The organism is Streptomyces sp. NPDC002754, from assembly GCF_053592315.1.
This window is the reverse complement of sequence record NZ_JBSFVM010000016.1, coordinates 52,515-76,454: the sequence shown is the minus strand read 5'-3', so window position 1 is coordinate 76,454 and position 23,940 is coordinate 52,515. Positions and strand designations below refer to the sequence as shown.

Here is a 23,940-nt window from a genome sequence, read left to right as displayed (position 1 = left end):
TTGCAACGAAAGCCCCCGACGGGAAACCGTCGGGGGCTTTCGCGTGTCCCCGCGCCCTGCTTGCAGGGACGCCCTGCTCAGAGGGACTTCGCGAAGCACCGGCTCAACTCGTCGAACCGGTAGTGGCCGAACCGGGCGCACGGCTCGTAACCGCTCGACGTGTACAGGGCTATCGCCTCCGGCTGCTTCAGGCCCGTCTCCAGAACCATGCGGGTGCGCCCCGCCGCCCGCGCGTCCTCCTCCAGCGCCGCGAGGATCTGCCGGGCCAGGCCCAGGCCGCGCGCCTCCGGGGTGACGTACATGCGCTTCAGCTCGGCGTCGCCGTCCGCGTACCCCTCGTCGTTCGCCTCCTGGCCGCGCCAGCCGCCGGTCGCGAGCGGCGTGCCCGGGGTGTCGTACGCGATCAGGTAGAGGCCGCGCGGCGGCTCGAACATCGTCGGGTCCAGCGGCGTGACATCGCCCTCGTCGCCGTAGCGCTCCGCGTACTCGAGCTGGACGCGGTCGTTCAGCGCGATCGCGTCGCGATGGCCGAAGGAGGTGGGGCGCAGGACCGGGGCCCCGACCCCGGGAAGCTGAATACTCATACGGGCCATCGTAACTCTATGCGTCTCTATGTGGGAGCTTGCGGTGGTGCCCTTGGGCGCCTTGGGCAGTCCCGTCCAGTCTGCCGGTATCGTGCCGGGGTGCTGACTGTGACCTCTGTGAATGTGAACGGGCTCCGGGCCGCCGCCAAGAAGGGCTTCGTGGAGTGGCTCGCCGAGACCTCCGCCGACGCCGTCTGTCTCCAGGAGGTGCGCGCCGAGCCGCACCAGCTGCCCGAGAGCGTGCGTGAGCCCGAGGGCTGGCACGTCGTGCACGCGCCGGCCGCCGCCAAGGGCCGTGCCGGTGTCTCCCTCTATACGCGGCGCGAGCCGGAGCGGGTGCAGATCGGCTTCGGTTCGGCCGAGTTCGCAGACAGCGGCCGCTACGTCGAGGTGGACCTGCCGGGCGTCACCGTCGCCAGCCTCTACCTGCCTTCCGGTGAGGTCGGCACGGAGCGCCAGGACGAGAAGATCCGCTTCATGGGGGAGTTCCTCCCCTACCTGAAGTCCCTGCGTGAGCGGGCCGCCGCCGACGGCCGCGAGGTCGTGGTCTGCGGCGACTGGAACATCGCCCACCAGGAGGCCGACCTCAAGAACTGGAAGGGCAACAAGAAGAACTCCGGCTTCCTGCCGGAGGAGCGCGAGTGGCTCTCCTCCGTCTTCGACCCGTCCGACGGCGGCTACGTCGACGTGGTGCGTGCCCTGCATCCGGACGTCGAGGGACCGTACTCGTGGTGGTCGTACCGGGGGCGGGCCTTCGACAACGATTCGGGTTGGCGCATCGATTACCTGGTGGCGACGCCGGGGCTCGCCGGTCGCGCGGTGAAGGGCTTCGTCGAGCGCGCCGCCACGCACGACGAGCGGTGGTCGGACCACGCGCCCGTGACGGTCGTGTACGAGTAGTCGTCGGCGCCGGGAAGCCGACATGACTGTGCCCCGCCCGGAGCTCCGGGCGGGGCACAGTCACATGTGTTCAGGCGGCGTCACTGCTTGAAGCGGTCCTTGGCCTTCTGGGCGGCGTCCTGCGCCTTGTCCTTGGCCTGGTCCATGCCGTCCTTCGCGCGGTCCTGGCCTTCCTGCGCGCGGTCCTGGCCTTCGTCGGACTTGCCCTTGGAGTCGCCCATGGCGTCCTTGGCCTTGTCCTGCAGCTGCTCGGCCTTGTCCTTGAACTGGTCAGAGATACCCATTTGATGCTCTCCATGAAGGATGGGGGGTGGGACCTCGACCAGACTGACACGGTGCCTGGTATGTCGCATTTTGATCTATGACGGACCGTGTTCGGGCCCGCTCACTGCCCCCGCGACGCCTCGTCGGCGGCGCCGCCCGCGCCCACGAGGCCCTTGGACACGCCGCTGAGGCGGCCCTCGAAGCTCCGCATCCGCTGCTGGCCCACGATCCCGATCGCCGACGGCAGGTAGCCGCGTATCCCCTGCATGCCGCGCAGCCACCACTGCGCGTACACGTGGGACGAGCGCCGCTCGATGCCGGCCACGAGCCGGTCGACCGCCGGGCTCAGCGGGTAGGTCTTGTTCGACGGCCACGGCAGCTGCTGGCGCAGCTCGCGCATCACGTCGTCCTGGTCGGCGCCGCGCACCATGTCGGTGTCCGTCCACGACAGGTAGCCGACGCCGACGCGTACGCCCTTGTGGCCGACCTCGGCGCGCAGGCTGTGCGCGTACGCCTCCACGCCCGACTTCGACGCGCAGTAGGCGGTCATCATCGGGGCGGGCGTGATCGCGGCGAGGGAGGCGATCTGCAGCAGGTAGCCGCGGGACTCCGTGAGGACGGGGAGGAAGGCGCGGGCCGTCACGGCGGAGCCGATGAGGTTGACCTCGATGACGCGGCGCCAGGCGATCGGGTCGGATTCGGCGAAGGGGCCGCCGGTCGCGACGCCCGCGTTGGCGATGACGATGTCGACCTTGCCGAAGCGGTCCTTGACCTCCTGTGCGACCTGAGCCATCGCCACGTGGTCCGTGACGTCCGCGTGCCACCAGTCGGCGTCGGAGTGCAGCCGCGCGGCGACCTGCTTCAGCTCGTCCGGTTCGAGTCCGACCAGCGCGATCTTCGCGCCGCGCGCCGACAGCTTGCGGGCGAGCAGCTCGCCCACGCCGCGCGCGGCTCCCGTGACGACCGCGACCTGGCCTTCGAGGCTGACCTTGCTCATGCGGCATCCGCTCCCTTGTCCGACTTCGAAACCGACTGCACGTACTGCTTGGAGAGTTCGCGGATCTTTGATGTGACGGCGTCCGGGGCCTCGACGGGCGTCATGTGGCCGAGCCCCGCCAGCTCGGTCAGGCCCGCGCAGTCGGGCAGTGCGGCGGCGATCCGCCGGGCGTGCGCGACCGGGGTGAGGCGGTCGGCGGTTCCCGCGACGACGGCGACCGGCATCGTCAACTCGCTGACACCAGTGTCCAGTTGGAGGTGTTCGAGGACATGCGACCAGCCGTACCGCACGTCGCGCGGGCAGGCGTGCACGATCCGCGCGCAGGCCTCGACCTTGTCGGGGGACGAACCCGGCCCCATCGTCGCGTACTTGAGGACCCGCTTGCCGATCGGTGTGACCGGACCGAGCGGTGCCTTCGAGCCGAGGATCGCGCGGGTGAACCGGGTGCGCAGGTTGCTCGCCCGCATCAGCGGCACCACGGTCGCCTCGGCGACGAGCGCGGAGCTTCCGGTGCTGCACAGCAGGACGGCAGCCGCGTGCTCCTGGAACTTCGGCCGTCCGGCGGCGGCCATCATCGTCATGCCGCCCATGGAGTGTCCGGCGAGTACGGCCTGCTCGCCCGGCTCCAGCGTCGCGTCGAGCACAGCCTCCAGGTCGTCCGCCAACATGTCCGTGGTGTACGGGAGTTGGGTGGCCGCGGGGCTGCGGCCGTGGCCGCGCTGGTCGTACACGATCACCCGGTGGTCGGTGGCGAGGGCCCGCGTCTGCGCGGCCCAGAACGCCGTCGAGCAGGTCCAGCCGTGCGAGAGCAGCACGGCCGGGGCGCCCTCGGGGCCGTGCACCTCGACGTGGAGCCGGGCCCCGTCGGCGGAGGTGACGGTCAGCTCGCGGGCGGCGACGGGCGGCGCGTACGGTCCCGTCGTCACATGGCGCATCAGACGGCTCATGCGGCGTTCACCTTGGCCTTCTTCTTGGTACGCGTGGGCGCGGCCGTGTTCCCGGGCGCGCGCACCACCTCGTACTCGCCTACGTCGACATGCCGGGTGGCGTGCCGGAATTCGGTGGTCGTGCCGGGCCACACCGTGGTGTTGACCCCGTTCGCGTCGAGGTACCAGCTGTTGCAGCCGCCGGTGTTCCACACGGTGCGCTTCATGCGGTCCTGCACACGGTTGTTCCAGCCGGTGACGGCGGTCTCGCGCGGGTTGAGGGCGACGCGGCCGCCGAGGACGTGGAGCTGGCGCATGTAGTCGGCCAGGTAGTTCAGTTGAGCCTCGATCATGAGGATCATCGAGGAGTTGCCGAGGCCGGTGTTCGGGCCGATGACGGTCATGAAGTTCGGGAATCCGGCGGCCGTGGCGCCGCGCAGCGCCTTCATGCCGTTCTTCCACGACTGCATGAGCGTGTCGCCGTCGGCGCCGATGACGCGGTCCGCGATCGGCATGTCGGTGACGTGGAAGCCGGTGCCGAAGACGATCGCGTCGACCTCGGCCTCGGTCCCGTCGGACGCGACCAGCGTGTTCCCGCGGATCTCGCTCAGGCCGGACGCGACGACGTCGACGTTGGGCTGTGCGAGGGCCGGATAGTACGTGTTGGAGAGCAGGATCCGCTTGCAGCCGATGCGGTAGTCCGGGGTGAGCTTTGCGCGCAGCTCCGGGTTCTTGATCGCCCGGTGCATGTTCCGCTTGGCGAGCCGCTCGACCATGCCCAGTTCGTCGGGGCGCTTGGTGAACGCCTGGACCTGCAACTCCCGGATGCCCCACAGGAGTCCGCGGCGCGCCTGGGTGGTGAAGGGCAGCTGTCGGTGCAGCCAGCGCTCGGCGTCGGAGATGGCCCGGTCGGCGCGCGGCATCACCCACGGGGGTGTGCGCTGGAAGAGGGTGAGCTTGCCGACCTCCTTCTGGATGGCCGGAACGATCTGGATGGCCGACGCGCCTGTGCCGATCATGGCGACGCGCTTGCCCCGCAGGTCGTAATCGTGGTCCCACCGCGCGGAGTGGAAGACCTTGCCGGGGAAGGTGTCGAGCCCGGCGATGTCCGGTGTCTTCGGGTCGGAGAGCGGTCCGGTGGCGGAGACGACGACGTCGGCGGTGAGTGTCCCCTTCGCCGTGTCGATCTCCCACCAGAGCTTGTCGTTGTCCCAGCGCAGCTGCTGGACCTCGGTGTCGAGGCGGATGTGCGGCCGCAGCCGGAAGGTGTCGGCGACGTGCTCCAGGTACTCCCGGATGTGCTCCTGCCCGGAGAACGTCCGCGGCCAGTCCGGGTTGGGCGCGAACGAGAAGGAGTACAGGTGGGACGGCACGTCGCACGCGCATCCCGGGTAGCTGTTGTCGCGCCAGGTGCCGCCGACCGCGCCGGCCCGCTCCAGGACGACGAAGTCGGTGATCCCCTCGCGGCGCAGCCTGACCGCCGCGCCAAGGCCGCCGAAGCCGGATCCGATCACCGCCACTCGTACGTGCTCGTGCTCGTGCTCCTGCTCGGGCATCCCGGCGCCTCCCTTGCCGCAGTGACTCTGCCAGTGAACACTGGCGTAATTGGGAGAGTAGGCCGTCCGCGTACTCGTGGGTAGGGGTTGGACCCAGGAAAGTTACCGGCAGTACGGCTTAAGGTTTCCGACGTGGCACAAGATGAGACGGCACCCGGAACGAAGCGCGAATATCGCATGGAGGAGCTCGCGAAGGCGGCCGGCATCACGGTCCGCACCGTGCGCTTCTACCGTGAACGCGGACTCATCAAGCCGCCCCGCCGCGAGGGCCGCATCGCCTGGTACGACCGGACGCACCTCGACCGCTTGCGCACGATCGCCTCGCTCCTGGACCGCGGCCACACCCTCAACGGGATCAGTGAGCTCTCCGAGGCCTTCGACCGCGGCCGCGACGTCGGCGAACTCCTCGGCATGCAGCCCACGGAAGAGGTCCCCGTCCGCCTCTCCGCCGCCGAACTCGCCGACTACTTCGCGGACGACGTCACACCTGAGAACCTCCAAGCCGCCCTCGACCTCGGCTACTTGGGCATCGACGGCGAGGAGATCGTGCACATCAGCCGCCGACTGCTCGACATCTCGGCGGCACTGGTCCGCGAGGGCATCCCGCTGGCCGATGTCCTGGCGGCGGCCAGGCGCGTCCGCGACCACGCCGACGCGCTGGCCGCGCTCTTCACCGACCTCGTCGCCGCGCACGCCTCCGGCAAGGACGTCGACCGGCTGCGTCCGCTCGCCAAGGGCGTGGTGGAGGCGGAGCTGTCGCTGGCGATCGACCGCAGGCTGGAATCGTCCGACGGGTCACCGGGGTAGCCACCAACGGGCCTTGTAGATACCGCCGTTGACGTACTTGTACGCCCCGCCCGGCCGATGCAGGCTCACGGTCGTCGTCCACCACGTCTCCCCGAGCCCGGCCTCCGGCACGGTGGTGACCACCCGCCCCGTACGCGGATCATCGCCCACGCACTTCACGGACTTGCGGACGATCTCCGACGCTCCCGCGAAGTCCTGCACGAAGCTCCGGCTCGCGATGTCGTACTGGAACACCGACGCCGACGTCGTCACCCACATCCGCCCCGGCACCCCCGCCACCGGAAACAAGTCGTGCCCACCGGCGGACTTCCCGGGAGTGGCGATCGGCAGTGCCACCCCGAACCGCCGCACCAGCGTGGGCCGTACGCGCGACCCCGCCACCCGGTAGGCCACCAACTCGTCGTCGCCCATGGCCCACAGCACCTCGCGCGCGGAGTCCCAGTGCAGGCCGTGCGCCCCCTTCAGCTCGGCCTCGGTGTATCGCGTGGAGTGCGGGCCGAGAGAGGCCGCGTACAAGCGCACCCGCGCGCCGGTACTGCATGCGACGGCCACGTTCCCGTCGGGGAGGAGTTCGGCGGTGTGCGGGTTGATCAGATCGTCGCCGGGCCCGAGCGCCCCGGCCCAGTACCGCCGCCCGCTCGGCCACTCCACGACGCCCACGAACCCGAACGAGGCCGTGGTCAGCACGTACGTACGCCCGCGGTACCGACGCACCTTCGCCTCGCTCGGGTACACCCAGCTGATGTCGGGCTCGACGTCCCGGTACCGGGCGTCGCCCACGGGCGAGAACGCCCACCGCACGACACGGGGGTCCACGGCCGGGTCCCACACCTGCACCCGCGAGTCCATCACCAGCAGCCGCTTGCTCGCCTGCTCGGTGATGAGGACGGGCGGCAGGCCCGGGCTCGCGGCCGCGGCTCTCCCCGAACCCGTACTGCTGAGCGCCAGCCCCGCTCCGATTCCCGCGGCACCGAGCAGTACCTCTCTTCGTGAACTGTGCGACATGAACCCCCCCTGGACAAAGGCCAGTTGACCGTTCCATGCGCCAGGATGCCCAAGGTGACGACATATCAAGCCCGCACTTCGGACGAGAGCCGGCGGGGTCCGGGGCAGAGCCCCGCGACGTCACCGCGGCGGCAGCTCCGGCCGCCTCCGGTCCGGGACGTCCGAGTAGTCCGGCGGATTGGTCGCCCCCCGCTCCGCCAGGAGGTTCAGCGCCAGCTCCACCGCGTCGTCGAGCTGGGCGTGGCGGCCCTCCGCCCAGTCCAGGGGGGTGCGCAGGGCCTCGATGTCCGGTTCCACGCCCCGGTTCTCGATGGACCAGCCGTACTCGGGGAACCAGGCCGCGTTCATCGGCACCGTGATCACCGTGCCGTCGCCGAGCTTGTGCCGTCCCGTCATGCCGACGACGCCGCCCCAGGTGCGCTGGCCGACGACCGGGCCGAGCGCGAGCAGCTTGAACGCGGCGGTGATCATGTCGCCGTCCGACGAGGTCGCCTCGTCGGCGAGGGCGACGACCGGGCCGCGCGGGGCGTTCGAGGCGTACGAGACGGCCTGCGCGTTGCGGGTCAGGTCCCAGCCGATGATCTTCCGGGTGAGCTTCTCGACGACCAGCTCGCTGATGTGGCCGCCCGCGTTGCCTCGTACGTCGACGATGAGCGCGGGCCGGGAGACCTCCATGCGCAGGTCGCGGTTGAACTGGGCCCAGCCGGAGCCGCCCATGTCGGGGATGTGCAGGTAGCCGCACCTTCCGTTGCTCAACTCCCGTACGACGGCGCGGCGTTTGGCCACCCAGTCCTGGTAGCGCAGCGGGCGTTCGTCGACGAGCGGGACGACGGCGACGCGGCGGGGCCGGCCGCCACCCTCCGCGGGCGTGAAGGTCAGCTCGACGGTCGTGCCGCCCGCGCCCGCGAGCAGCGGGTACGGGCCGGTGACCGGGTCGACCGGGCGGCCGTCGATGTGGGTGAGGACGGCGCCGTCGCGGATGCCGGTGCCGGCGAGCGGGGAGCGGGCCTTGGAGTCGGACGAGTCGCCGGGCAGGATCCGCTGGAGCGTCCAACATCCGTCGCGGCAGACGAAGTTGGCGCCGAGCAGGCCCTGTGCGCGCTGGTAGTGCGGCGGGCCCTCGTTGCGGCGGGCGGCGGCGACGTAGGCGTGGGAGGTGCCGAGTTCGCCGAGGACTTCTCGTAGCAGGTCGGCGAACTCGTCGGGGGACGCGACCCGTTCGACCAGTGGCCGGTACTGGTCGAGCACCGCGTCCCAGTCGATGCCGCACATCTTCGGTTCCCAGAAGTACGCGCGGATGATCCGGCCCGCCTCGTCGTACGCCTGCCGCCACTCGGCTCCCGGGTCGGCCTCGTGCAGGATGCGGCGCAGGTCGATCCAGACGGTGGAGTCGGCGTCGCCCGCCTCGGTGGACGGCACCGCCTCCAGTTCACCTTCGTCGACGACGACGAGCCGGGAGCCGTCGCCGCTGACCGCGAACCAGTCCATGTGCGCGACGAGTTGGGACCGTTTTCCCTTGACCAGGTCGAAGTGTTCGAGGGTCGGCTGGGCCGAGGGGTCGGCCGGGTTGGCGAAGGTCTCGCCGAGCGCGCCGGAGATCGGCCAGCGCAGCCACACCAGGCCGCCGCCGGAGACCGGGTGCAGCGCCGAGTACTTGGACGCGGACACGGGGAACGGCACGACGCGGTTGGCGAGCCCCTCGATCTCCACGGTCGGCGTGCCGTCGCCGCCCGCGTCCTCGACCGGGTCGAGGCCGCCCGCCGCCGTCCGCCCGTCGGGGGAGAGCGCGAACGGCGACGGCGTCGCGGACGACAGCGGTACGAGGTAGGGGCGGCAGCCCAGCGGGAACGACAGGTCGCCGGTGTGCACGTCGTAGACCGGGTCGAAGCCGCGCCAGGACAGGAAGGCGAGATAGCGGCCGTCCCGCGTGAACACCGGGTTCTCGTCCTCGAAGCGGCCGTTGGTGACGTCGACGATCGTCGACGTCTCGCCCGCTCCGGGCTTGGTCGCGCCGATCGCGGTGGAGCCGCCGCCCCGGTTGATCCTGGCCATCTTGATCTGCCGCAGCGAGCGGCCGATGCCGGGGTGTGACCAGGTCAGCCAGGCGCCGTCGGGGGAGAAGGCGAGGTCGCGGACGGGGCCGTTCGTGGAGCGGATCAGCTCGGTGACGACCGGTTCCCCGAGCGGCGCCTCGCCGCCCTCCTCCTCGCCGACGTCGATGAGCAGCAGCCGCCCGTCGTTCGACGCGATCGCGAGCCGCTCCCCGTCCGGGTCGGAGACCAGCTCCTGTACGCGGCCGAGCCGGCCGGAGGCGAACCGGCGCGGCGCCCGGTCGCCGCTGGCGCGCGGCAGGTAGGCGATCTCGACGGCGTCCTCGCCGTCGGCGTCGGTGACGTAGGCGACCTGTCCGCCGGAGCCCAGCATCTCGGGCAGCCGCACGCGCACGCCCGGGGTGTCGGCGATGGTGCGGGCGGGGCCGTCGCGGTGCGTGAGCCAGTAGAGGCTGCCGCGGACGACGACGGCGCTGGCCCGGCCCGTCTCGTCGACGGAGAGCGAGTCGAGGTGGAGGGCGGCGGGAACCTGGTAGCGGCGCCGCCCGGCGCGCGGCCCGCCGAGCCGGACCCGCAGCTTGCGCGGCGCCGAGTCCGGGGCGAGGTCGTCGAGGATCCACAGCTCGCCCGCGCACTGGTAGACGACGCGGCTGCCGTCGGTGGTGGCGTGCCGGGCGTAGAAGGAGCCATGGTCGGTGTGGCGGTGCAGGTCGGTGCCGTCGGGGCGGCAGGAGTAGACGTTGCCGATGCCCTCGTGGTCGGAGAGGAACGCGATGCGGCCGTCCACGAACATCGGGTCGTCCAGATGCCCGTCGAGGTCGGCGAGGATGCGCTGCCCGTGCACCCACAACCGGCCCTGGGCGCCGCCCCGGTAGCGCTTCCAGGCGGCCGGCTCGTGCGGCGCCGTACCGGTCAGGAGCAGGGTCTGCCGCTCCCCGCCGATGTCGGCGACCTGGATGTCGGTGACCGGCCCCCAGGGGAGCTTGCCGCCGGGGGAGCCGTCGGTCGGGACGCTGTAGGCGAAGGTGAAGTACGAGAAGGGCTCGCCGTGCGAGGCGACCGCGAGGATGTCGGCCCTCCCGTCCTTGTCGGGGGGCGACCAGCCGCGCACCTGGGTGTCCACGCTGCCCCAGTACGTGAGCCGGCGCGCGGAGCCCCCGTCGACCGGCGCCACGTAGATCTCCGGGTCGAGGCTGCGCCACGTCGTGTACGCGATGTGCCGGCCGTCGGGGGAGAAGCGCGGATGGCTGACCTTGGTGCGGTCCACGGTGAGCCGCCAGGCCCGCGCCGAGCCGTCGAGCGGCGCGACCCACAGGTCGTCCTCGGCGGCGAAGCACAGCCGCTCTCCGCTGATGTGCGGGAAACGCAGGTACGCCCGGCCGTCCGCTGCTTCGGATTCCTCAGTCACCTCGGTCACCTCCTCATGCTTTTCCGCGACGAGGGCTCCGGCAACCGGGACTCGCCGAGAAGGTGTGGCGCAGCGCACGTACGAAACGGTTTCGTTTCGCTAGCGGAGGGGGTATTTTTGTGGCGTACGCATACGGAGAGGTCGGGTGGGTGGCATGGTCGCGGAGCAGGCGGCGCGGCGCAGTCGGATCACACCCGAGCGCGAGGCCGAGCTGTACGGCGCCGTGCTCGAACTTCTCCGCGAGGTCGGCTACGACGCCCTGACCATGGACGCCGTCGCCAACCGCACGCGGTCCAGCAAGGCCACGCTCTACCGCCAGTGGGGCGGCAAGGCCGAGCTGGTGGTCAAGGCGCTGCGGAGCCAGAAGCCGCACTTCGACGCGGTCGACACCGGCTCGCTGCGCGGTGATCTGCACGCGATCGCGTTCCGTGAGGACGACTGTCACATGGAGCAGAACAGCGCGCTGATGCGCGGCCTGATGGTGGCTGTGCACGCCAATCCCGATCTGCTCGCGGCCTTCAAGGAGTGGATCGTCGAGCCCGAGATGACGGGCGTCGACCGGATGGTGCGCAGAGCCGTGGACAGGGGCGAGGTCCGGGCCGACAACCCGGCGCTCGGCTATCTGATCCACATGCTGATCGGCGCGTTCGCCACCCGCACGCTCATCGACGAAGAGCCGCCGACGCAGGAGTACCTCGTCTCGTACATCGACGCTGTGGTGATCCCCGCACTCAGCGCCTGAGCCTTCCCCGTCTTCCCCACCTGTTTGTTCCCCCTGACGCACAACCGCTCATGTCGTCGGGCCGATGACCCATGCCCCGCTGAACCCTTCGACCTGACCGGGAGTACGCCTCCGTGGCCACATTCCTCTACAAACTCGGCAAACTCGCGTTCCGCCGACGGCACTTCGTCGCCCTGATCTGGGTGGCCCTGCTCACGCTCGCGGGCGTGGGCGCCGCCTCCGCGCCGACCGCGGCCTCCAGCTCCTTCTCCATACCGGGGACCGAGGCCCAGAAGGCCTTCGACCTGCTCGACCAGCGCTTCCCCGGCTCCGCCGCCGACGGGGCCACCGCCCGCGTCGTCTTCGAGGCGCCGAAGGGCGAGAAGCTCACGGACGCCGCCAACAAGGCCGACATCCAGGACACCGTCGCCTCCATCAAGTCCAGCTCGAAGGAGGTCGCCTCCGTAGCGGACCCGTTCGTCGCCAAGACGCTGAGCAAGGACGGCAGGATCGCCTACGCCTCGGCCTCGTACAAGGTCTCCTCGATGGAGCTGACCGACGCGGACCGGGACGCGCTGCAGGAGGTCATCGACGAGGCGAAGCAGACCGGTCTGACCGTCGAGGTCGGCGGTGACGCGCTCCAGGCCATGCCGGAGACCGGCGCCACCGAGATCATCGGCATCGCGATCGCGGCCGTCGTCCTGGTGATCACGTTCGGTTCGCTGATCGCGGCCGGTCTTCCGCTGCTGACCGCGCTGATCGGTGTCGGCATCGGCGTCTCCGCGATCACGGCGCTGGCCAACGTGCTCGACCTGGGCAGCACCACCTCCACCCTGGCGATGATGATCGGCCTCGCGGTCGGCATCGACTACGCGCTGTTCATCGTGTCCCGGTACCGGGGCGAGCTGGCCGAGGGCCGGGACCGGGAGGAGGCCGCGGGGCGGGCCGTCGGGACCGCGGGTTCGGCCGTCGTCTTCGCGGGTCTGACCGTGATCATCGCCCTCGTCGGCCTCGCCGTCGTCAACATTCCGATGCTGACCAAGATGGGGATCGCCGCCGCCGGCACCGTCGCGATCGCGGTGCTCATCGCGCTCACCCTGATCCCGGCGCTGCTCGGCTACGTCGGCAAGCGGGTGCACGGCCGCAAGGCCCGTAAGAACCTGTCCGGCGAGCAGCAGCCCAAGGTCAACATGGGCACCCGCTGGGCCGGCTTCGTCCTGCGCCGCCCGGTCACCGTCCTGATCGCGGGCATCGTCGGCCTCGGCGCCATGGCCATACCCGTGGCCTCGCTCGAACTCGGCCTGCCCGACGACGGCTCGCAGCCCACCAGCACCACCCAGCGCCAGGCGTACGACCTGCTCTCCGACGGCTTCGGGCCGGGCTTCAACGGGCCGCTCATGACGGTCGTCGACGCCAAGGGCTCGGAAGACCCGAAGGCCGCCGTCTCCGAGGTCGTCCGCGAGATCAAGGGCACGGACGGGGTCGCGGCCGTCACCCCGGCGACGTTCAACAAGGCGGGCGACACCGCCGTCATCAGCGTCGTCTCGAAGTACAAGCCGTCGTCGGTCGACACCGAGAACGTCGTGCACGACATCCGCGCCGCGGGCGCCGACATCAAGGCGGACACCGGCGCCGAGCTGAGCGTCACCGGCTCGACGGCCATGAACATCGACGTCTCGCAGAAGCTCAACGACGCGCTGATCCCCTACCTGGCGCTCGTCGTCGGCCTCGCGTTCCTGCTCCTGATGGTCGTCTTCCGGTCCATCCTTGTGCCGCTGAAGGCCGCGCTCGGCTTCCTGCTGTCGGTCCTGGCCGCGCTCGGCGCCGTCGTCGCCGTCTTCCAGTGGGGCTGGCTCGGTTCACTGCTCGGCGTCGAGCAGACCGGTCCGGTCATGTCGATGATGCCGATCTTCATGGTGGGCGTCGTCTTCGGCCTCGCGATGGACTACGAGGTGTTCCTCGTGACGCGGATGCGGGAGGCGTACGTGCACGGGGAGCGGCCCGCGCAGGCCGTCGTCACCGGGTTCAAGCACGGGGCGCGGGTGGTCACGGCCGCGGCGATCATCATGATCGCGGTGTTCGCGGGCTTCATCGGCAGCTCCGAGCAGATGGTGAAGATGATCGGCTTCGGCCTCGCCATCGCCGTCTTCTTCGACGCGTTCGTCGTCCGCATGACGATCGTGCCCGCCGTGCTGGCGCTGCTCGGCAAGAAGGCCTGGTGGCTGCCGAAGTGGTTGGCGCGGGTGCTGCCGAACGTGGACGTGGAGGGCGAGGGTCTGCGGACGGCCGGCGCCGACCGTCCGGACGACGAGGAGCAGGAGCTCGTCAGGGCTTGATGTCCTGAGCCGGGGCCGGGGCGACGCTCGTGTACGTCCGACGCAGAAAGCGGATCAGCGCTTTCACGTCGAACTGCACGACCGTCGCCCCGTCCGGCTTTTCGGGCGCGTGGAACTCGATGACCGCCTGCACCCGCCCGCAGGGCCAGATCCGGACGTCACCGGCGGAGACCGGGGCCCGCAGTCCGCGTTCGAGCAGCTCGCGGGGGAAGGACCACTCCCCGGAGCCGGGCAGGGCGATGTGCACCGTGCCGCCGGAGCAGCGCAGTACGGCGGGGACGCTCCGGTACGCGTCGGGGGAGTCCGTGACGATACGGGCCCGTGCGTACTGCTCGACGTACTGCTCGGCAACGGCCATAACACCAAATGTCGCATAAACGGCATATTGCGTGGTGTACAGGACGGACGGATCCGGGCCCAATTGGTGCAGGGACGCTGTTGCAAGGTGTTCGCAACAAAGCACTATCATCGAACGGTTCACCGGACGCCGAACCCGGACCCGAGCCCCCGGACCCCGAGCGGAGCCCCTGCCCATGCATGTCCCTGACGGATTCATCAACGCCCCCGTGTCGGCCGTCACGGGCGTCTTCGCCGCGGGCGCCGTCGCCGTCAGCCTGCGCGGCGCCCGCCGTGAGCTGGGCTCCGAGCGGGCCGCACCGCTCGCGGGCCTCGTCGCGGCGTTCATCTTCGCCGTGCAGATGCTCAACTTCCCCGTCGCCGCGGGCACCAGCGGACACCTACTGGGCGGAGCCCTCGCGGCGATACTCGTGGGCCCCTACACCGGGGTCCTGTGCGTATCCGTGGTGCTCCTGATGCAGGGCGTGCTGTTCGCTGACGGCGGCCTGACCGCGCTCGGCGTAAACATCACCGACATGGCGATCACCACGACCGTCGTCGCCTACCTCGTCTTCCGCGGCCTGGTGAAGCTGCTGCCGCGCACCCGCCGCTCGATCACCGTGGCGTCCTTCGTCGCGGCGCTGCTGTCCGTCCCGGCGGCCGCCGTCGTCTTCACCCTGATCTACGCCATCGGAGGGACGACCGACGTATCCATCGGCAAGGTCGCCACCGCGATGGTCGGCGTGCACATCCTCATCGGCATCGGCGAGGCCGTGATCACCGCGCTCACCGTCGGCGCGGTCGTCGCCGTGCGGCCGGACCTCGTGTACGGGGCACGGGGCCTGCACCAGCCGCTGAAGCTGAAGGTGAACGGGGAGCTGGTGGACGCGCCCGCGGCGGCTCCGGTGGCGGCTGCCCGCTCGCACCGCAAGGTCTGGGCCATCGGCCTGGCCGCCTCCGTCGTCCTCGCCGGCTTCGTCTCCTTCTACGCCTCGGCCAACCCCGACGGCCTGGAGAAGGTCGCCCACGACAAGGGCATCGACCAGAAGGCGAAGGAGCACGCCTCCTCCGACTCCCCGCTCGCCGACTACGGCGTACGGGACATCACCAACGGCCGGCTCTCCGGCGGCCTCGCCGGGATCATCGGCGTCGGCGTCACCGTCGTCGCCGGGACCGGGATCTTCTGGGCGCTGCGCAGGCGGCGTACGAGCGACGTGGCCTCGACCGAGGTTCCCGCCGCTTCGGAGCAGGTCTCCTGACATGGGCGCCGGGCACGCCCACCAGCTCTACCGCGCCGGGACCTCGCCCGTGCACGCGCTGCCGCCGCACACCAAGCTGGCCGCGGTCTTCTGCTTCGTCCTGGTCGTCGTCTCCACCCCGCGCGAGGCGATGTGGGCGTTCGGCCTGTACGCGGTGCTGCTCGCGGCGGTTGCGGCGACGGCGCGGGTCCCGGCGGGCTTCCTGCTGAAGCGGCTGCTCATCGAGGTCCCGTTCGTCGCCTTCGCCGTGCTCATGCCGTTCGTGGCGGAGGGCGAGCGCGTACAAGTCCTCGGGATGTCGCTGAGCGAGAGCGGCCTGTGGGGTGCGTGGAACGTGCTCGCCAAGGGCACGCTCGGCGTCGCCGCCGCGGTCCTGCTCGCCTCGACCACCGAACTGCGCGAACTGATCCTCGGCCTGCAACGCCTGAAGCTGCCCCCGCTCCTCGTGCAGATCGCCTCGTTCATGATCCGCTACGGCGATGTGATCACCGACGAGATGCGCCGCATGAAGATCGCCCGGGAGTCGCGCGGCTTCGAGGCGAAGGGCGTACGCCACTGGGGGGTCCTGGCCAAGTCCGCCGGAGCCCTGTTCATCCGCTCCTACGAGCGCGGGGAGCGGGTGCACCTCGCCATGGTCAGCCGTGGCTATGCGGGGTCGATGCCGGTGATCGACGATCTGGCGGCGACCCGGACCCAGTGGTCGTACGCGCTGACCCTGCCGTGTGCGGCGCTCGTGGTGTGCCTGATGGGATGGATGCTGTGACCGCTTCTGTGGCTTCTCTCGACGTACGTGGCCTCGCCTTCGCCTACCCCGACGGGCACCAGGCCCTCTTCGGCGTGGACCTCACGATCGGCAAGGGCGAGCGGGTCGCTCTCCTCGGGCCGAACGGCGCGGGCAAGACGACCCTCGTCCTGCACCTCAACGGCATCCTGACCGGTGGCGCCGGCACGGTGACGGTCGCGGGCCTGCCTGTGGACAAGCGCCACATGGCCGAGATCCGCCGGAAGGTCGGCATCGTCTTCCAGGACCCGGACGACCAGCTGTTCATGCCGACGGTCCGCGAGGACGTGGCGTTCGGCCCGGCGGCGGCGGGCATGAAGGGCCCGGAACTGGAGGACCGGGTCCGGGGGGCCCTCGCGATGGTCGGCATGGAGGACTTCGCGGACCGCCCCCCGCACCACCTCTCCTTCGGCCAGCGCCGCCGCGTCGCGGTCGCCACGGTCCTCGCCATGGAGCCGGAGATCCTCGTCCTCGACGAGCCGTCCTCCAACCTCGACCCGGCCTCGCGCCGCGAACTCGCCGACATCCTCCGCTCGTTGGACGTCACGGTCCTGATGGTCACGCACGACCTGCCCTACGCCATGGAGCTCTGCCCCCGCGCGGTCATCCTCAGCGACGGAGCGATCGTCGCCGACGGAGCGACGGGGGAGCTGTTGGTGGACGATGACCTGATGACGGCCCACCGCCTGGAGCTGCCGTTCGGGTTCGACCCGAGGTCGGTGGCGGCGAAGCCGGCGTGACCGGGAGGTACGGGAAGTTTCCGGGCCGCACGGGTGTTCCCGTACCCGTGAGCAGTGAGGTGGAAGGCCAGGTGGCCGACGGATTCGAGGCCGTCAGGGATTCGTTCATACGGAACTTCGAGGCGCTGGGGGAGCGCGGCGCGGCGGTCGTCGTGTACCGGGACGGCTGCAAGGTCGTCGACCTGTACGGCGGCACGCGCGACGTCGACGGTGGCGCGCCCTGGGAGCCGGGCACCGCTCAGATCCTCCGCTCCGGCACCAAGGGGATCGCCGCCGCCGCGCTGCTCCTGCTCCACCAGCGCGGGGAGCTCGACCTCGACGCGCCCGTCGGCTCGTACTGGCCCGAGTTCAAGTCCCACGGCAAGGAGGACGCGCTGGTCCGGCACGTCCTCGCCCACCGTGCGGGCGTCCCCGCCCTCGACCGCCCGCTCACCCCCGCCGAGGCCGCGGACCAGGACCTCGCCGCGGCGACCGTCGCCGCGCAGGCCCCCGTCTGGCAGCCCGGCACGGACCACGGGTACCACGCGCAGACGTACAGCTGGCTGACGGCCGAGCTGGTGCGGCGGGTCACGGGCCGGCCCATGGGTGAATACGTCGCCGAGCAGCTGGCCGCCCCGGTCGGCGCCGACGTATGGATCGGCCTCCCGCCCGCGCAGGCCCACCGGGTCGGCCGCGTCGGCCCCGTCGAACCGCCGGCCACCACGAACGGCTTCCGCTCCCGCCCCAAGCGGGCCATCGCCGAGGCGTACGAGAACCCGGACTCGCTCACCCGCCGCGCCTTCGACACGATCGCCCCGGCCGCGGACGAGAACGACCCCGCGTACCGCGCCGCCCAGCTCCCCGGCTCGAACGGCATCGGCACGGCGGAGGGCCTGGCCCGCTTCTACGCCTCACTCATCGGCGAAGTCGACGGCGGCATCCGCCTGTTCACGCCGGAGACGACGCAACTGGCCCGCACGGAGCACTCCTCGGGCCCCGACCGCATCCTCATCTCACCCTCCCGCTTCGGCCCCGGCCACATGCTGCACGGCATCGCGTCCCCCCTCCTCTCCCCGTCCTCCTTCGGCCACCCGGGCCGCGGCGGCGCCCTCGGCTTCGCCGACCCGGAATGGGGAATCGCATTCGGCTACGTCACGAACGGCATGCAAGAGGGAGTCACGGCGGACCCCCGCGCCCAGGCATTGGTGAAGTCCGTGCGGGAGGCACTGAACGCGGGTTAGCGTCCGCGTATGAAGCGCTTCGAGGATCACGTGGCACTGATCACCGCGGCCGGGCGCGGCATCGGCGCCGCCACCGCCTGCCGGCTGGGTGAGGAGGGCGCACAGGTCCTGGTCACCGACATCGACGAGGCAGCGGCCGGGAAGGTTGCCGCCGCGATCCGTGAACGGGGCGGTGCGGCAAGGGAGTTCGGCTGCGACGTGGGGGATCGGGGGTCCGTCGAGGCGGCCGTCGCGTACGCCGTGGAGACCTTCGGGCGGCTCGACGTTCTCGTGAACAACGCCTACGCCTGCCACCCCGACGCGCCGCTCTTCGAGGAGGAGGACGACGAGGGGTGGGCCCGCGACCTCGACCTCACGCTTACGGGGGCGTATCGGTGTTCGCGGGCCGCGCTGCCGCACCTCGTCGCCTCCGGCCGCGGCGCCATCGTCAACATCGGCTCCGTCAACGGGATCCAGGACTTCGGCAACCACGCGTACAGCGCGGCGAAAGCGGGGCTCGCGTCTCTGACCCGGACGTTGGCCGGTCACGCGGGGCCGCGCGGGGTTCGCGTCAACCTGGTCGCGCCGGGCACGGTGCGGACCACGGCGTGGGCCGGGCGGGACGAACAGCTGGACACCATGCGGGAGTTGTATCCGCTCGGGCGGGTCGGGGAGCCGGAGGACATCGCGGCGGCGGTGGCGTTTCTCGCGTCTCGCGATGCGGGGTGGGTGACCGGGGTGGTGCTGCCGGTCGACGGTGGGACGACCGCGGTCAGCAGCGGCTTCATGGCCCTCCGCGATTGACGCCACGGGGCTCCGCCCCGGACCCCGCGCCTCAATCGCCGGCGGCTGGAAAGATCGCCTCAAACGCCGGCGGGGCTGGAAGGATCGCCTCAAACGCCGGCGGGGCTGGAAAGATCGCCTCGATCGCCGGCGGGACTTGATCTATCAAGTCCCGCCGGCGATCGAGACGATCGAGCCCCTGCGGCGATCGAGACGATCGAGCCCCTGCGGCGATTGAGCAGCGGGGTGCGGGGCGGAGCCCCGGTCTTTCAAGCCCCGCCGGCGATTGAGGCGCGGGGGTCCAGGGGGCAGCGCCCCCAGCACCACGGACGAGCGTCAACCCGCGTGCAGCATCAGCCCGATCCCCGCCACCACCACACCCGCCGCCAAAAGCCTCGGCGCGCCGAAGCGTTCCTTGAAGAAGATCGCGCCGATCGCCGCCCCCACGATGATCGAGGACTCGCGAAGCGCGGAGATCGGGGCGAGGTCGGCCCGGGTCTGGGCCCAGAGGACCAGGCCGTAGGCGAGGACCGAGAGCCCCGCCCCCAGCAGCCCGAGCCACGCGAACGGCCGCAACAGCCCGACCAGTTCGCCGCGCCAGCGATACGCCGCGTAGACCGGTACCGCGATCCCTTCGAGGATCATCAGCCAGGCGATGTAGCCGAGGGACGAGCCGGAGGCGCGTACGCCCAGGCCGTCCACCACCGTGTACGAGGCGATGGCCACCCCCGTCGCCAGGGCCGCGCCGAGCGCCCGCCAGTCCGGCCTGCGGCCCGATCCGCGTATCCCCCAGACCGCGAGCCCGGTCAGGCCCGCGCAGCACACCATGACCCCGGCCGCCTGCCAGCCGCCCGGCACCTCACCCGCGAACACCGCCGCGAGGACCGTCACCACCAGCGGCGCCGTGCCGCGCGCGATCGGGTACGCCTGGCCGAAGTCGCCCAGCTTGAACGACGTCATCAGCAGCACGTAGTAGGCGACGTGGATGAGCGCGGAGGCGATCAGGTACGGCCAGGCACCGGCCGCCGGTACCGGCGAGAACACGGCCATGACGAGACCGATCAGCGCGCCGCCGCCCGAGATGAGCGTGAAGCCGACCAGTTTGTCCGTGATGTGGTGGGCGAGCGCGTTCCAGGAAGCGTGGGTGACGGCGGCGAGCAGGACCGCCACCGTGACTATCGGGGTCACTCCTGCACGTCCACGAGCGTCGCGCCCGCGTGCGTCACCAGGGCCTTGGGCTCCATCGGGAAGACGGCGTGCGGGGTGCCGGCCGCCGCCCACACGATGTCGTGCGTGAGGAGTGAACGGTCCGCGAGGACCCGGGTCTTGGACACGTGCCCGAAGGGCAGGATGCCACCGATCGCGTACCCGGTGAACTCCCGCACCACGTCCGCCTTGGCGCGCGTCACCTTCTGCGCGCCCAGCTCCTGCCGTACGCGTTCCACGTCCACCCGCGACGACCCGTCCATGAGGACGAGCACCGGCACCCCGTCGGCGGCGAAGATCAGGGACTTGCAGATCTGGCTGAGCGCGCAGCCGATCGCGTCGGCCGCCTCCTGCGCGGTGCGGGCACCTTCCGGGAAGGTGCGTACGCGGGGCAGGAGTTCGGCCAGCCCCATCGCGGTGACGGCCTCGGCGAAACGGGGGTGTGCTGCGTCTGCTGTCATGGGCGGCACGGTAATCGTGCGTGTACCGCCCACGCGAACCGGTATCAGCCGCCGGCCAGCAGCATCTTGCGCACGACCGGACCCGCCGAGTCACCCCCGTGCCCGCCCTGCTGCACCACGGCCGCCGCCGCGAGGTCGCCGCGCCAGGCCGTGAACCAGCCGTTGGGGTCCTTCTGCCCGTCGACCTCCGCCGAACCGGTCTTCGCGCCCATGTCGGCGCCGAGCCCGGACATCGGCTTCACGGCCGTACCGGCGACCGCCGTGTAGTGCATCAACTCCCGCAGCTTCGAGGCCGTCGAGGCGGAGATCGGCTTCGAGGCCTTCGCGAGCGTGCGGTCGTCGACGTCGGGCGACACCAGGTACGGCTGGTGGAAGGCGCCCGCCTTCACGGTCGCCGCGACCGAGGCCATGTTCAGCGGGTTCATCCGCACCCCGCCCTGCCCGATCAGCGAGGCCGCCATCTGCGCGTCCGACATCACCGGCACCGCGCCGTCGAAGCTCGGCACTCCGATCGACCAGTTGTTCATACCGAGGCCGAAGACCTGTTGCGCCTGCTTGGTCAGCGAGTCGTTGTCGAGCTTCGGGGCCTGGCTGATGAAGGCCGTGTTGCAGGACGCGGCGAAGCTCGCCTTGAACGTGCCGTCCTTGATCTGGAACTTGTCGTCGTTCTGGAACTTCCAGTGCCCGTACGTGAAGTACTTGGGGCACGGGTGCTTCTTGTCGACGTCGGTGATCTTCTTGTCCAGCAGCATCGACGCCGTGATGACCTTCATCGTGGAGCCGGGCGCGAGCGAGCCCTGGAACGCCGTGTTGAACCCGGGGCTGGAGTTCGCCGCCGCCAGGATCTCGCCGGTCGACGGCTTCACGAGCACGACCGAGGCCTTCTTGCTCGACTTCACCTGCTCCTCGGCGGTGGCCTGGAGCGCCGGGTCGAGCGTCGTCTTCACGGTGCCCGGCGTGCCCTTGGAGAGCGCGAGCAGCGTCTTGTCCGGCAGCGCGTTCTTGTCGTCGGACTTCTTCCCGGACTGGCCCCGCACGACGCGCAGTTCGACGCCTGCGGTGCCGCCCGCCTTCTTCCCGTACTTCTCGCGCAGCCCGTCCACGATGGTGCCGATCGAGGGGTACTTCTTCGCGTCCAGTTCGTTGCCCGCCCGGTCGACGGCCTTGACCGGCGGATCGCCCGCCTCACCGGTCTCCAGGTGGTCGCCGTCCTTCAAGTCCGGGTGGACGACGGAGGGCTGCCAGTCGACGAGGACCTTGCCGTCGCTCTTGCGGCGCTCGGCGGTCAGCGCGGAGTCGTACGCGAAGGGCTCGCTCAGCTTCTTGTACTCGACCGTGGACGTGACGTGGAAGGGGACATCGGCGCCCTTGCGGGTGCCGGGCGCGAGCTTCACGCCGGTGAGGTGGGCGTCCTTGGCGACGGCGGCGAGCGCCTTCTTCGCGGCGGCGGGGTCGTTCGTATAGGTGGCCGCCTTCGCGGCGTCCCCGGCCTGCCAGGCGGTGAGGAAACCGGTGGCGACGGCCCGTACTTCCTTGGCGGACGGCGGGCCCTTCGGGATCTCCGGCTTGTCGTCGGCGGCGGAGGCCGAGGTGCTGCCCGCGGGCTCACCGCCGCCGATCAGCGCGTACGCGCCGACGCCTGCCCCGAAGACCGCGACGGCGGCGACGCCACCGATCACCAGGGCGTTCGTGTTGCGTCGCGGCTCATCGCGCCGCTTGCCTCTGCTGCCCACCTGAGTCCTCCGGAGATCTACGGGTGGCCCAGGGTACGGGGTGCCCCTGAACGCACTTTCCATAGGAGGGAACGACGTGGTAACGCCTGGCGATGCGTGGATTCACCGCCAGGCGTCCGCAGGCGTAGGGGAATTACGTTCCTGCCCGTAGCACCGCCGCGACGAGGGGCCCCGCCGCGTCTCCACCGTGTCCGCCGCGCGGCACCGTCGCGGCGGCCGCGATGTCGTCGCGGTAGCCCGCGAACCAGGAGTCGGCGCTGCCCTGGCCGTCGACCTCGGCGGAGCCCGTCTTCGCGCCCTTGTCGCCGGGCACGCCCGCCATGGCCTCGGCGGCGGTACCGCTGGTCGCGGTCAGCCGCATCATCTGGCGCAGTTGGGCGGAGGTTCCCGACTTCAACCCCCGGGCTGTGGCGAGCGGGTGGTCGTCGACCTTCCGGGAGACGAGGACCGGCTGGTGGAACGTGCCGGTGATGGCGGTCGCGGTGACCGACGCCATGTTCAGCGGGTTCATCTTGACCTTGCCCTGGCCGATCATCGCGGCGGCGTCGTCCGAGTCGCCCGGCAGCTCCACGGAGCCGTCGCGCGACACGATCCCCGTCTTCCAGTCCTTGCCGAGGCCGAACCGGTCCTCCGCCTCCGCGGCGAACTTCGCCGCGCCCAGGTCGTCGGACAGCTTGATGAAGGCGGTATTGCAGGACCGGGCGAAGCTGTTGGCCAGCGTCGCGTTCCCGTTGGGCCGCATGCCCTTGAGGTTGCGGAAGGTCTGGCTCATCGCGACCGCCGAATCGGGGCAGGGCGCCTGGCCGTTCGCCGAGGTGACCCCGTTGTCGATCAGTGCGGCGGCGGTGAGGATCTTCATCACGGAGCCGGGCGCGGTGCCGCCCTGGAACGCCGCGTTGAACTCGCCCTCCGCCTCGTTGGCGACCGCGAGCACCTCACCGGTGGACGGCTCGACCGCCACCACCGACGACTCCGGGTACTTCTTCACCGCCTGCTCGGCGGCCGCCTGCGCGTTCGCGCTGATCGTCGTACGCAGCTTGCCGGGCTTGCCCTTGGCGAGCGTGAGGAGCGTCTTCGCTGCGGCCGTCTCCCCGTCCGCGTCGGTCCGCTCCACGTACGTCTCGATGCTGGGCGAACCCCCGGCGGAATCCCCGTACTTGGCGCGCAGCTCGTCCAGGACCGGGCCGAGCGACGGGTACGTGTCCTTCGTCAGCACGGCGCCGTTCCGGTCCACGGCGTCGATCGGGGGCGCGGGCGCCTCTCCGGTGACGAGCGTGTCGCCCTTCTTCATCGACGGGTGCGCAACGGCCGGCGACCAGTCGACAAGCGCCCGCCCGGTGGTCTTCCCGCGCACGACCGTGAGCGAGGAGTCGTACGACAGCGTCTTCGTCTTCTTGCCGTACGTGACGGTGGCCTTGACGTGGAAGGCGACCTTCGCGCCGGCCGCGTTCGTGGGCGTCAGCTCGGTGCGCGTGATGTGCGCCTTGTCGTGCCAGTCGTCGAGCACCCGCAGCGCGTCGTCGGCGTAGTCCGTGAGCCGCGCGGCCGCCGCCGGATCGTTCTTCGCCCACGCCGCGAGGAACTGCTGCGACGTCTCCCGCACCTCGTCGCCTGACGGTGGCCCCGACTTGTACTCCGACCCCTGCGACGACACGGTGTTCCCGCCCGTGACCGCCGTGACGAGGTTGTACGCCCCGTACCCGGCGCCGCCCACCATGACGGTGCACACCCCACCGACGATGGCGATCTTGACCCCCTTGCGCATGACGCGCTCCCCTCCCCAGGTTGACGAGAGGGACTTTAAGCACGAGGAGTGCCCCATGGGGCATGGGTTCTTCGGATGATGTCCGAAGGTGTCCGGATTGAGATCACAAAGCTGACCGAAAC

21 protein-coding genes are annotated in these 23,940 nt (G+C 70.8%); 9 read left to right on the top strand and 12 right to left on the bottom strand.

Annotated features, from left to right (window positions below; genetic code table 11):
• Positions 1–77: 77 nt before the first annotated feature.
• On the bottom strand, positions 78–584 hold the full coding sequence (locus ACWD2L_RS26975; protein ID WP_351335957.1) for a GNAT family N-acetyltransferase: 507 nt from the start codon (positions 582–584) through the stop codon (positions 78–80).
• Positions 585–683: 99 nt separating this feature from the next.
• Between ACWD2L_RS26975 and ACWD2L_RS26970 the strand changes: the two genes are divergently transcribed.
• Positions 684–1,484, top strand: coding sequence for an exodeoxyribonuclease III (locus tag ACWD2L_RS26970; protein ID WP_351335959.1), 801 nt, complete (start codon positions 684–686; stop codon positions 1,482–1,484).
• Positions 1,485–1,564: 80 nt separating this feature from the next.
• Here ACWD2L_RS26970 and ACWD2L_RS26965 read toward each other — a convergent pair whose 3' ends face one another.
• The 4 genes from ACWD2L_RS26965 to ACWD2L_RS26950 form a co-directional block, all read right to left on the bottom strand.
• Complete coding sequence (locus ACWD2L_RS26965) at positions 1,565–1,768, bottom strand: hypothetical protein (protein WP_351335962.1); 204 nt, start codon at positions 1,766–1,768, stop codon at positions 1,565–1,567.
• A gap of 101 nt (positions 1,769–1,869) precedes the next feature.
• Positions 1,870–2,745: an SDR family oxidoreductase gene (locus ACWD2L_RS26960; RefSeq protein ID WP_351335965.1), complete on the bottom strand. Its 876-nt coding sequence runs from the start codon at positions 2,743–2,745 to the stop codon at positions 1,870–1,872.
• Positions 2,742–3,692: an alpha/beta fold hydrolase gene (locus ACWD2L_RS26955; protein ID WP_351335968.1), complete on the bottom strand. Its 951-nt coding sequence runs from the start codon at positions 3,690–3,692 to the stop codon at positions 2,742–2,744. The genes ACWD2L_RS26960 and ACWD2L_RS26955 overlap by 4 nt, the downstream gene beginning before the upstream one ends.
• Positions 3,689–5,227: a flavin-containing monooxygenase gene (locus ACWD2L_RS26950; protein ID WP_351335970.1), complete on the bottom strand. Its 1,539-nt coding sequence runs from the start codon at positions 5,225–5,227 to the stop codon at positions 3,689–3,691. The genes ACWD2L_RS26955 and ACWD2L_RS26950 overlap by 4 nt, the downstream gene beginning before the upstream one ends.
• A 177-nt stretch (positions 5,228–5,404) precedes the next feature.
• On the opposite strand from ACWD2L_RS26950, the gene ACWD2L_RS26945 reads away from it, so the two are divergent.
• Entirely contained in the window at positions 5,405–6,034 is a 630-nt protein-coding gene (locus tag ACWD2L_RS26945; RefSeq protein WP_451192030.1) for a MerR family transcriptional regulator, read from the top strand.
• On the opposite strand, the gene ACWD2L_RS26940 is transcribed toward ACWD2L_RS26945, so the two are convergent.
• Positions 6,023–7,039 carry a DUF6528 family protein gene (locus ACWD2L_RS26940; protein ID WP_351335975.1) on the bottom strand — a complete coding sequence of 339 codons (1,017 nt, stop codon included), beginning with the start codon at positions 7,037–7,039 and terminating at the stop codon, positions 6,023–6,025. The genes ACWD2L_RS26945 and ACWD2L_RS26940 overlap by 12 nt on opposite strands.
• Positions 7,040–7,159: 120 nt before the next feature.
• Positions 7,160–10,498: a S41 family peptidase gene (locus ACWD2L_RS26935; protein WP_351335977.1), complete on the bottom strand. Its 3,339-nt coding sequence runs from the start codon at positions 10,496–10,498 to the stop codon at positions 7,160–7,162.
• Positions 10,499–10,652: 154 nt separating this feature from the next.
• Here ACWD2L_RS26935 and ACWD2L_RS26930 point away from each other — a divergent pair, with 154 nt between their 5' ends.
• Both ACWD2L_RS26930 and ACWD2L_RS26925 read left to right on the top strand, forming a co-directional pair.
• The gene (locus ACWD2L_RS26930; RefSeq protein ID WP_351336009.1) at positions 10,653–11,240 is read left to right on the top strand and encodes a TetR/AcrR family transcriptional regulator; all 588 of its coding nucleotides are present in this window, start codon (positions 10,653–10,655) and stop codon (positions 11,238–11,240) included.
• A gap of 113 nt (positions 11,241–11,353) precedes the next feature.
• The gene (locus tag ACWD2L_RS26925; RefSeq protein ID WP_351335980.1) at positions 11,354–13,555 is read left to right on the top strand and encodes an MMPL family transporter; all 2,202 of its coding nucleotides are present in this window, start codon (positions 11,354–11,356) and stop codon (positions 13,553–13,555) included.
• Here the strand turns inward: ACWD2L_RS26925 and ACWD2L_RS26920 are convergent.
• Positions 13,545–13,913 carry an SsgA family sporulation/cell division regulator gene (locus ACWD2L_RS26920; RefSeq protein ID WP_351335983.1) on the bottom strand — a complete coding sequence of 123 codons (369 nt, stop codon included), beginning with the start codon at positions 13,911–13,913 and terminating at the stop codon, positions 13,545–13,547. The genes ACWD2L_RS26925 and ACWD2L_RS26920 overlap by 11 nt on opposite strands.
• Before the next feature lie 175 nt (positions 13,914–14,088).
• On the opposite strand from ACWD2L_RS26920, the gene ACWD2L_RS26915 reads away from it, so the two are divergent.
• From ACWD2L_RS26915 to ACWD2L_RS26895, 5 genes are read left to right on the top strand one after another with little or no spacing between them, the layout of a single operon-like run.
• Positions 14,089–15,150, top strand: a complete 1,062-nt coding sequence (locus ACWD2L_RS26915; RefSeq protein ID WP_351335985.1) for an energy-coupling factor ABC transporter permease — start codon at positions 14,089–14,091, stop codon at positions 15,148–15,150.
• Position 15,151: 1 nt separating this feature from the next.
• Positions 15,152–15,913 carry a cobalt ECF transporter T component CbiQ gene (gene cbiQ / locus ACWD2L_RS26910; RefSeq protein WP_351335988.1) on the top strand — a complete coding sequence of 254 codons (762 nt, stop codon included), beginning with the start codon at positions 15,152–15,154 and terminating at the stop codon, positions 15,911–15,913.
• Positions 15,901–16,671, top strand: a complete 771-nt coding sequence (locus ACWD2L_RS26905) for an energy-coupling factor ABC transporter ATP-binding protein (protein ID WP_351335990.1) — start codon at positions 15,901–15,903, stop codon at positions 16,669–16,671. The genes cbiQ and ACWD2L_RS26905 overlap by 13 nt, the downstream gene beginning before the upstream one ends.
• Before the next feature lie 47 nt (positions 16,672–16,718).
• Positions 16,719–17,891: a serine hydrolase domain-containing protein gene (locus tag ACWD2L_RS26900; protein WP_351335993.1), complete on the top strand. Its 1,173-nt coding sequence runs from the start codon at positions 16,719–16,721 to the stop codon at positions 17,889–17,891.
• Positions 17,892–17,900: 9 nt separating this feature from the next.
• On the top strand, positions 17,901–18,674 hold the full coding sequence (locus tag ACWD2L_RS26895) for an SDR family NAD(P)-dependent oxidoreductase (protein WP_351335996.1): 774 nt from the start codon (positions 17,901–17,903) through the stop codon (positions 18,672–18,674).
• A 315-nt stretch (positions 18,675–18,989) separates the two neighbouring features.
• Here ACWD2L_RS26895 and ACWD2L_RS26890 read toward each other — a convergent pair whose 3' ends face one another.
• The 4 genes from ACWD2L_RS26890 to ACWD2L_RS26875 all read right to left on the bottom strand — a co-directional run bounded on the left by ACWD2L_RS26890 (position 18,990) and on the right by ACWD2L_RS26875 (position 23,818).
• Complete coding sequence (locus ACWD2L_RS26890) at positions 18,990–19,841, bottom strand: DMT family transporter (protein WP_351342636.1); 852 nt, start codon at positions 19,839–19,841, stop codon at positions 18,990–18,992.
• Positions 19,838–20,320: a YbaK/EbsC family protein gene (locus ACWD2L_RS26885; protein ID WP_351342634.1), complete on the bottom strand. Its 483-nt coding sequence runs from the start codon at positions 20,318–20,320 to the stop codon at positions 19,838–19,840. The genes ACWD2L_RS26890 and ACWD2L_RS26885 overlap by 4 nt, the downstream gene beginning before the upstream one ends.
• A gap of 44 nt (positions 20,321–20,364) precedes the next feature.
• Positions 20,365–22,053, bottom strand: coding sequence for a penicillin-binding transpeptidase domain-containing protein (locus ACWD2L_RS26880; protein ID WP_351342632.1), 1,689 nt, complete (start codon positions 22,051–22,053; stop codon positions 20,365–20,367).
• A 133-nt stretch (positions 22,054–22,186) separates the two neighbouring features.
• Entirely contained in the window at positions 22,187–23,818 is a 1,632-nt protein-coding gene (locus ACWD2L_RS26875; RefSeq protein ID WP_351342630.1) for a penicillin-binding transpeptidase domain-containing protein, read from the bottom strand.
• Between the last annotated feature and the right edge of the window lie 122 nt (positions 23,819–23,940).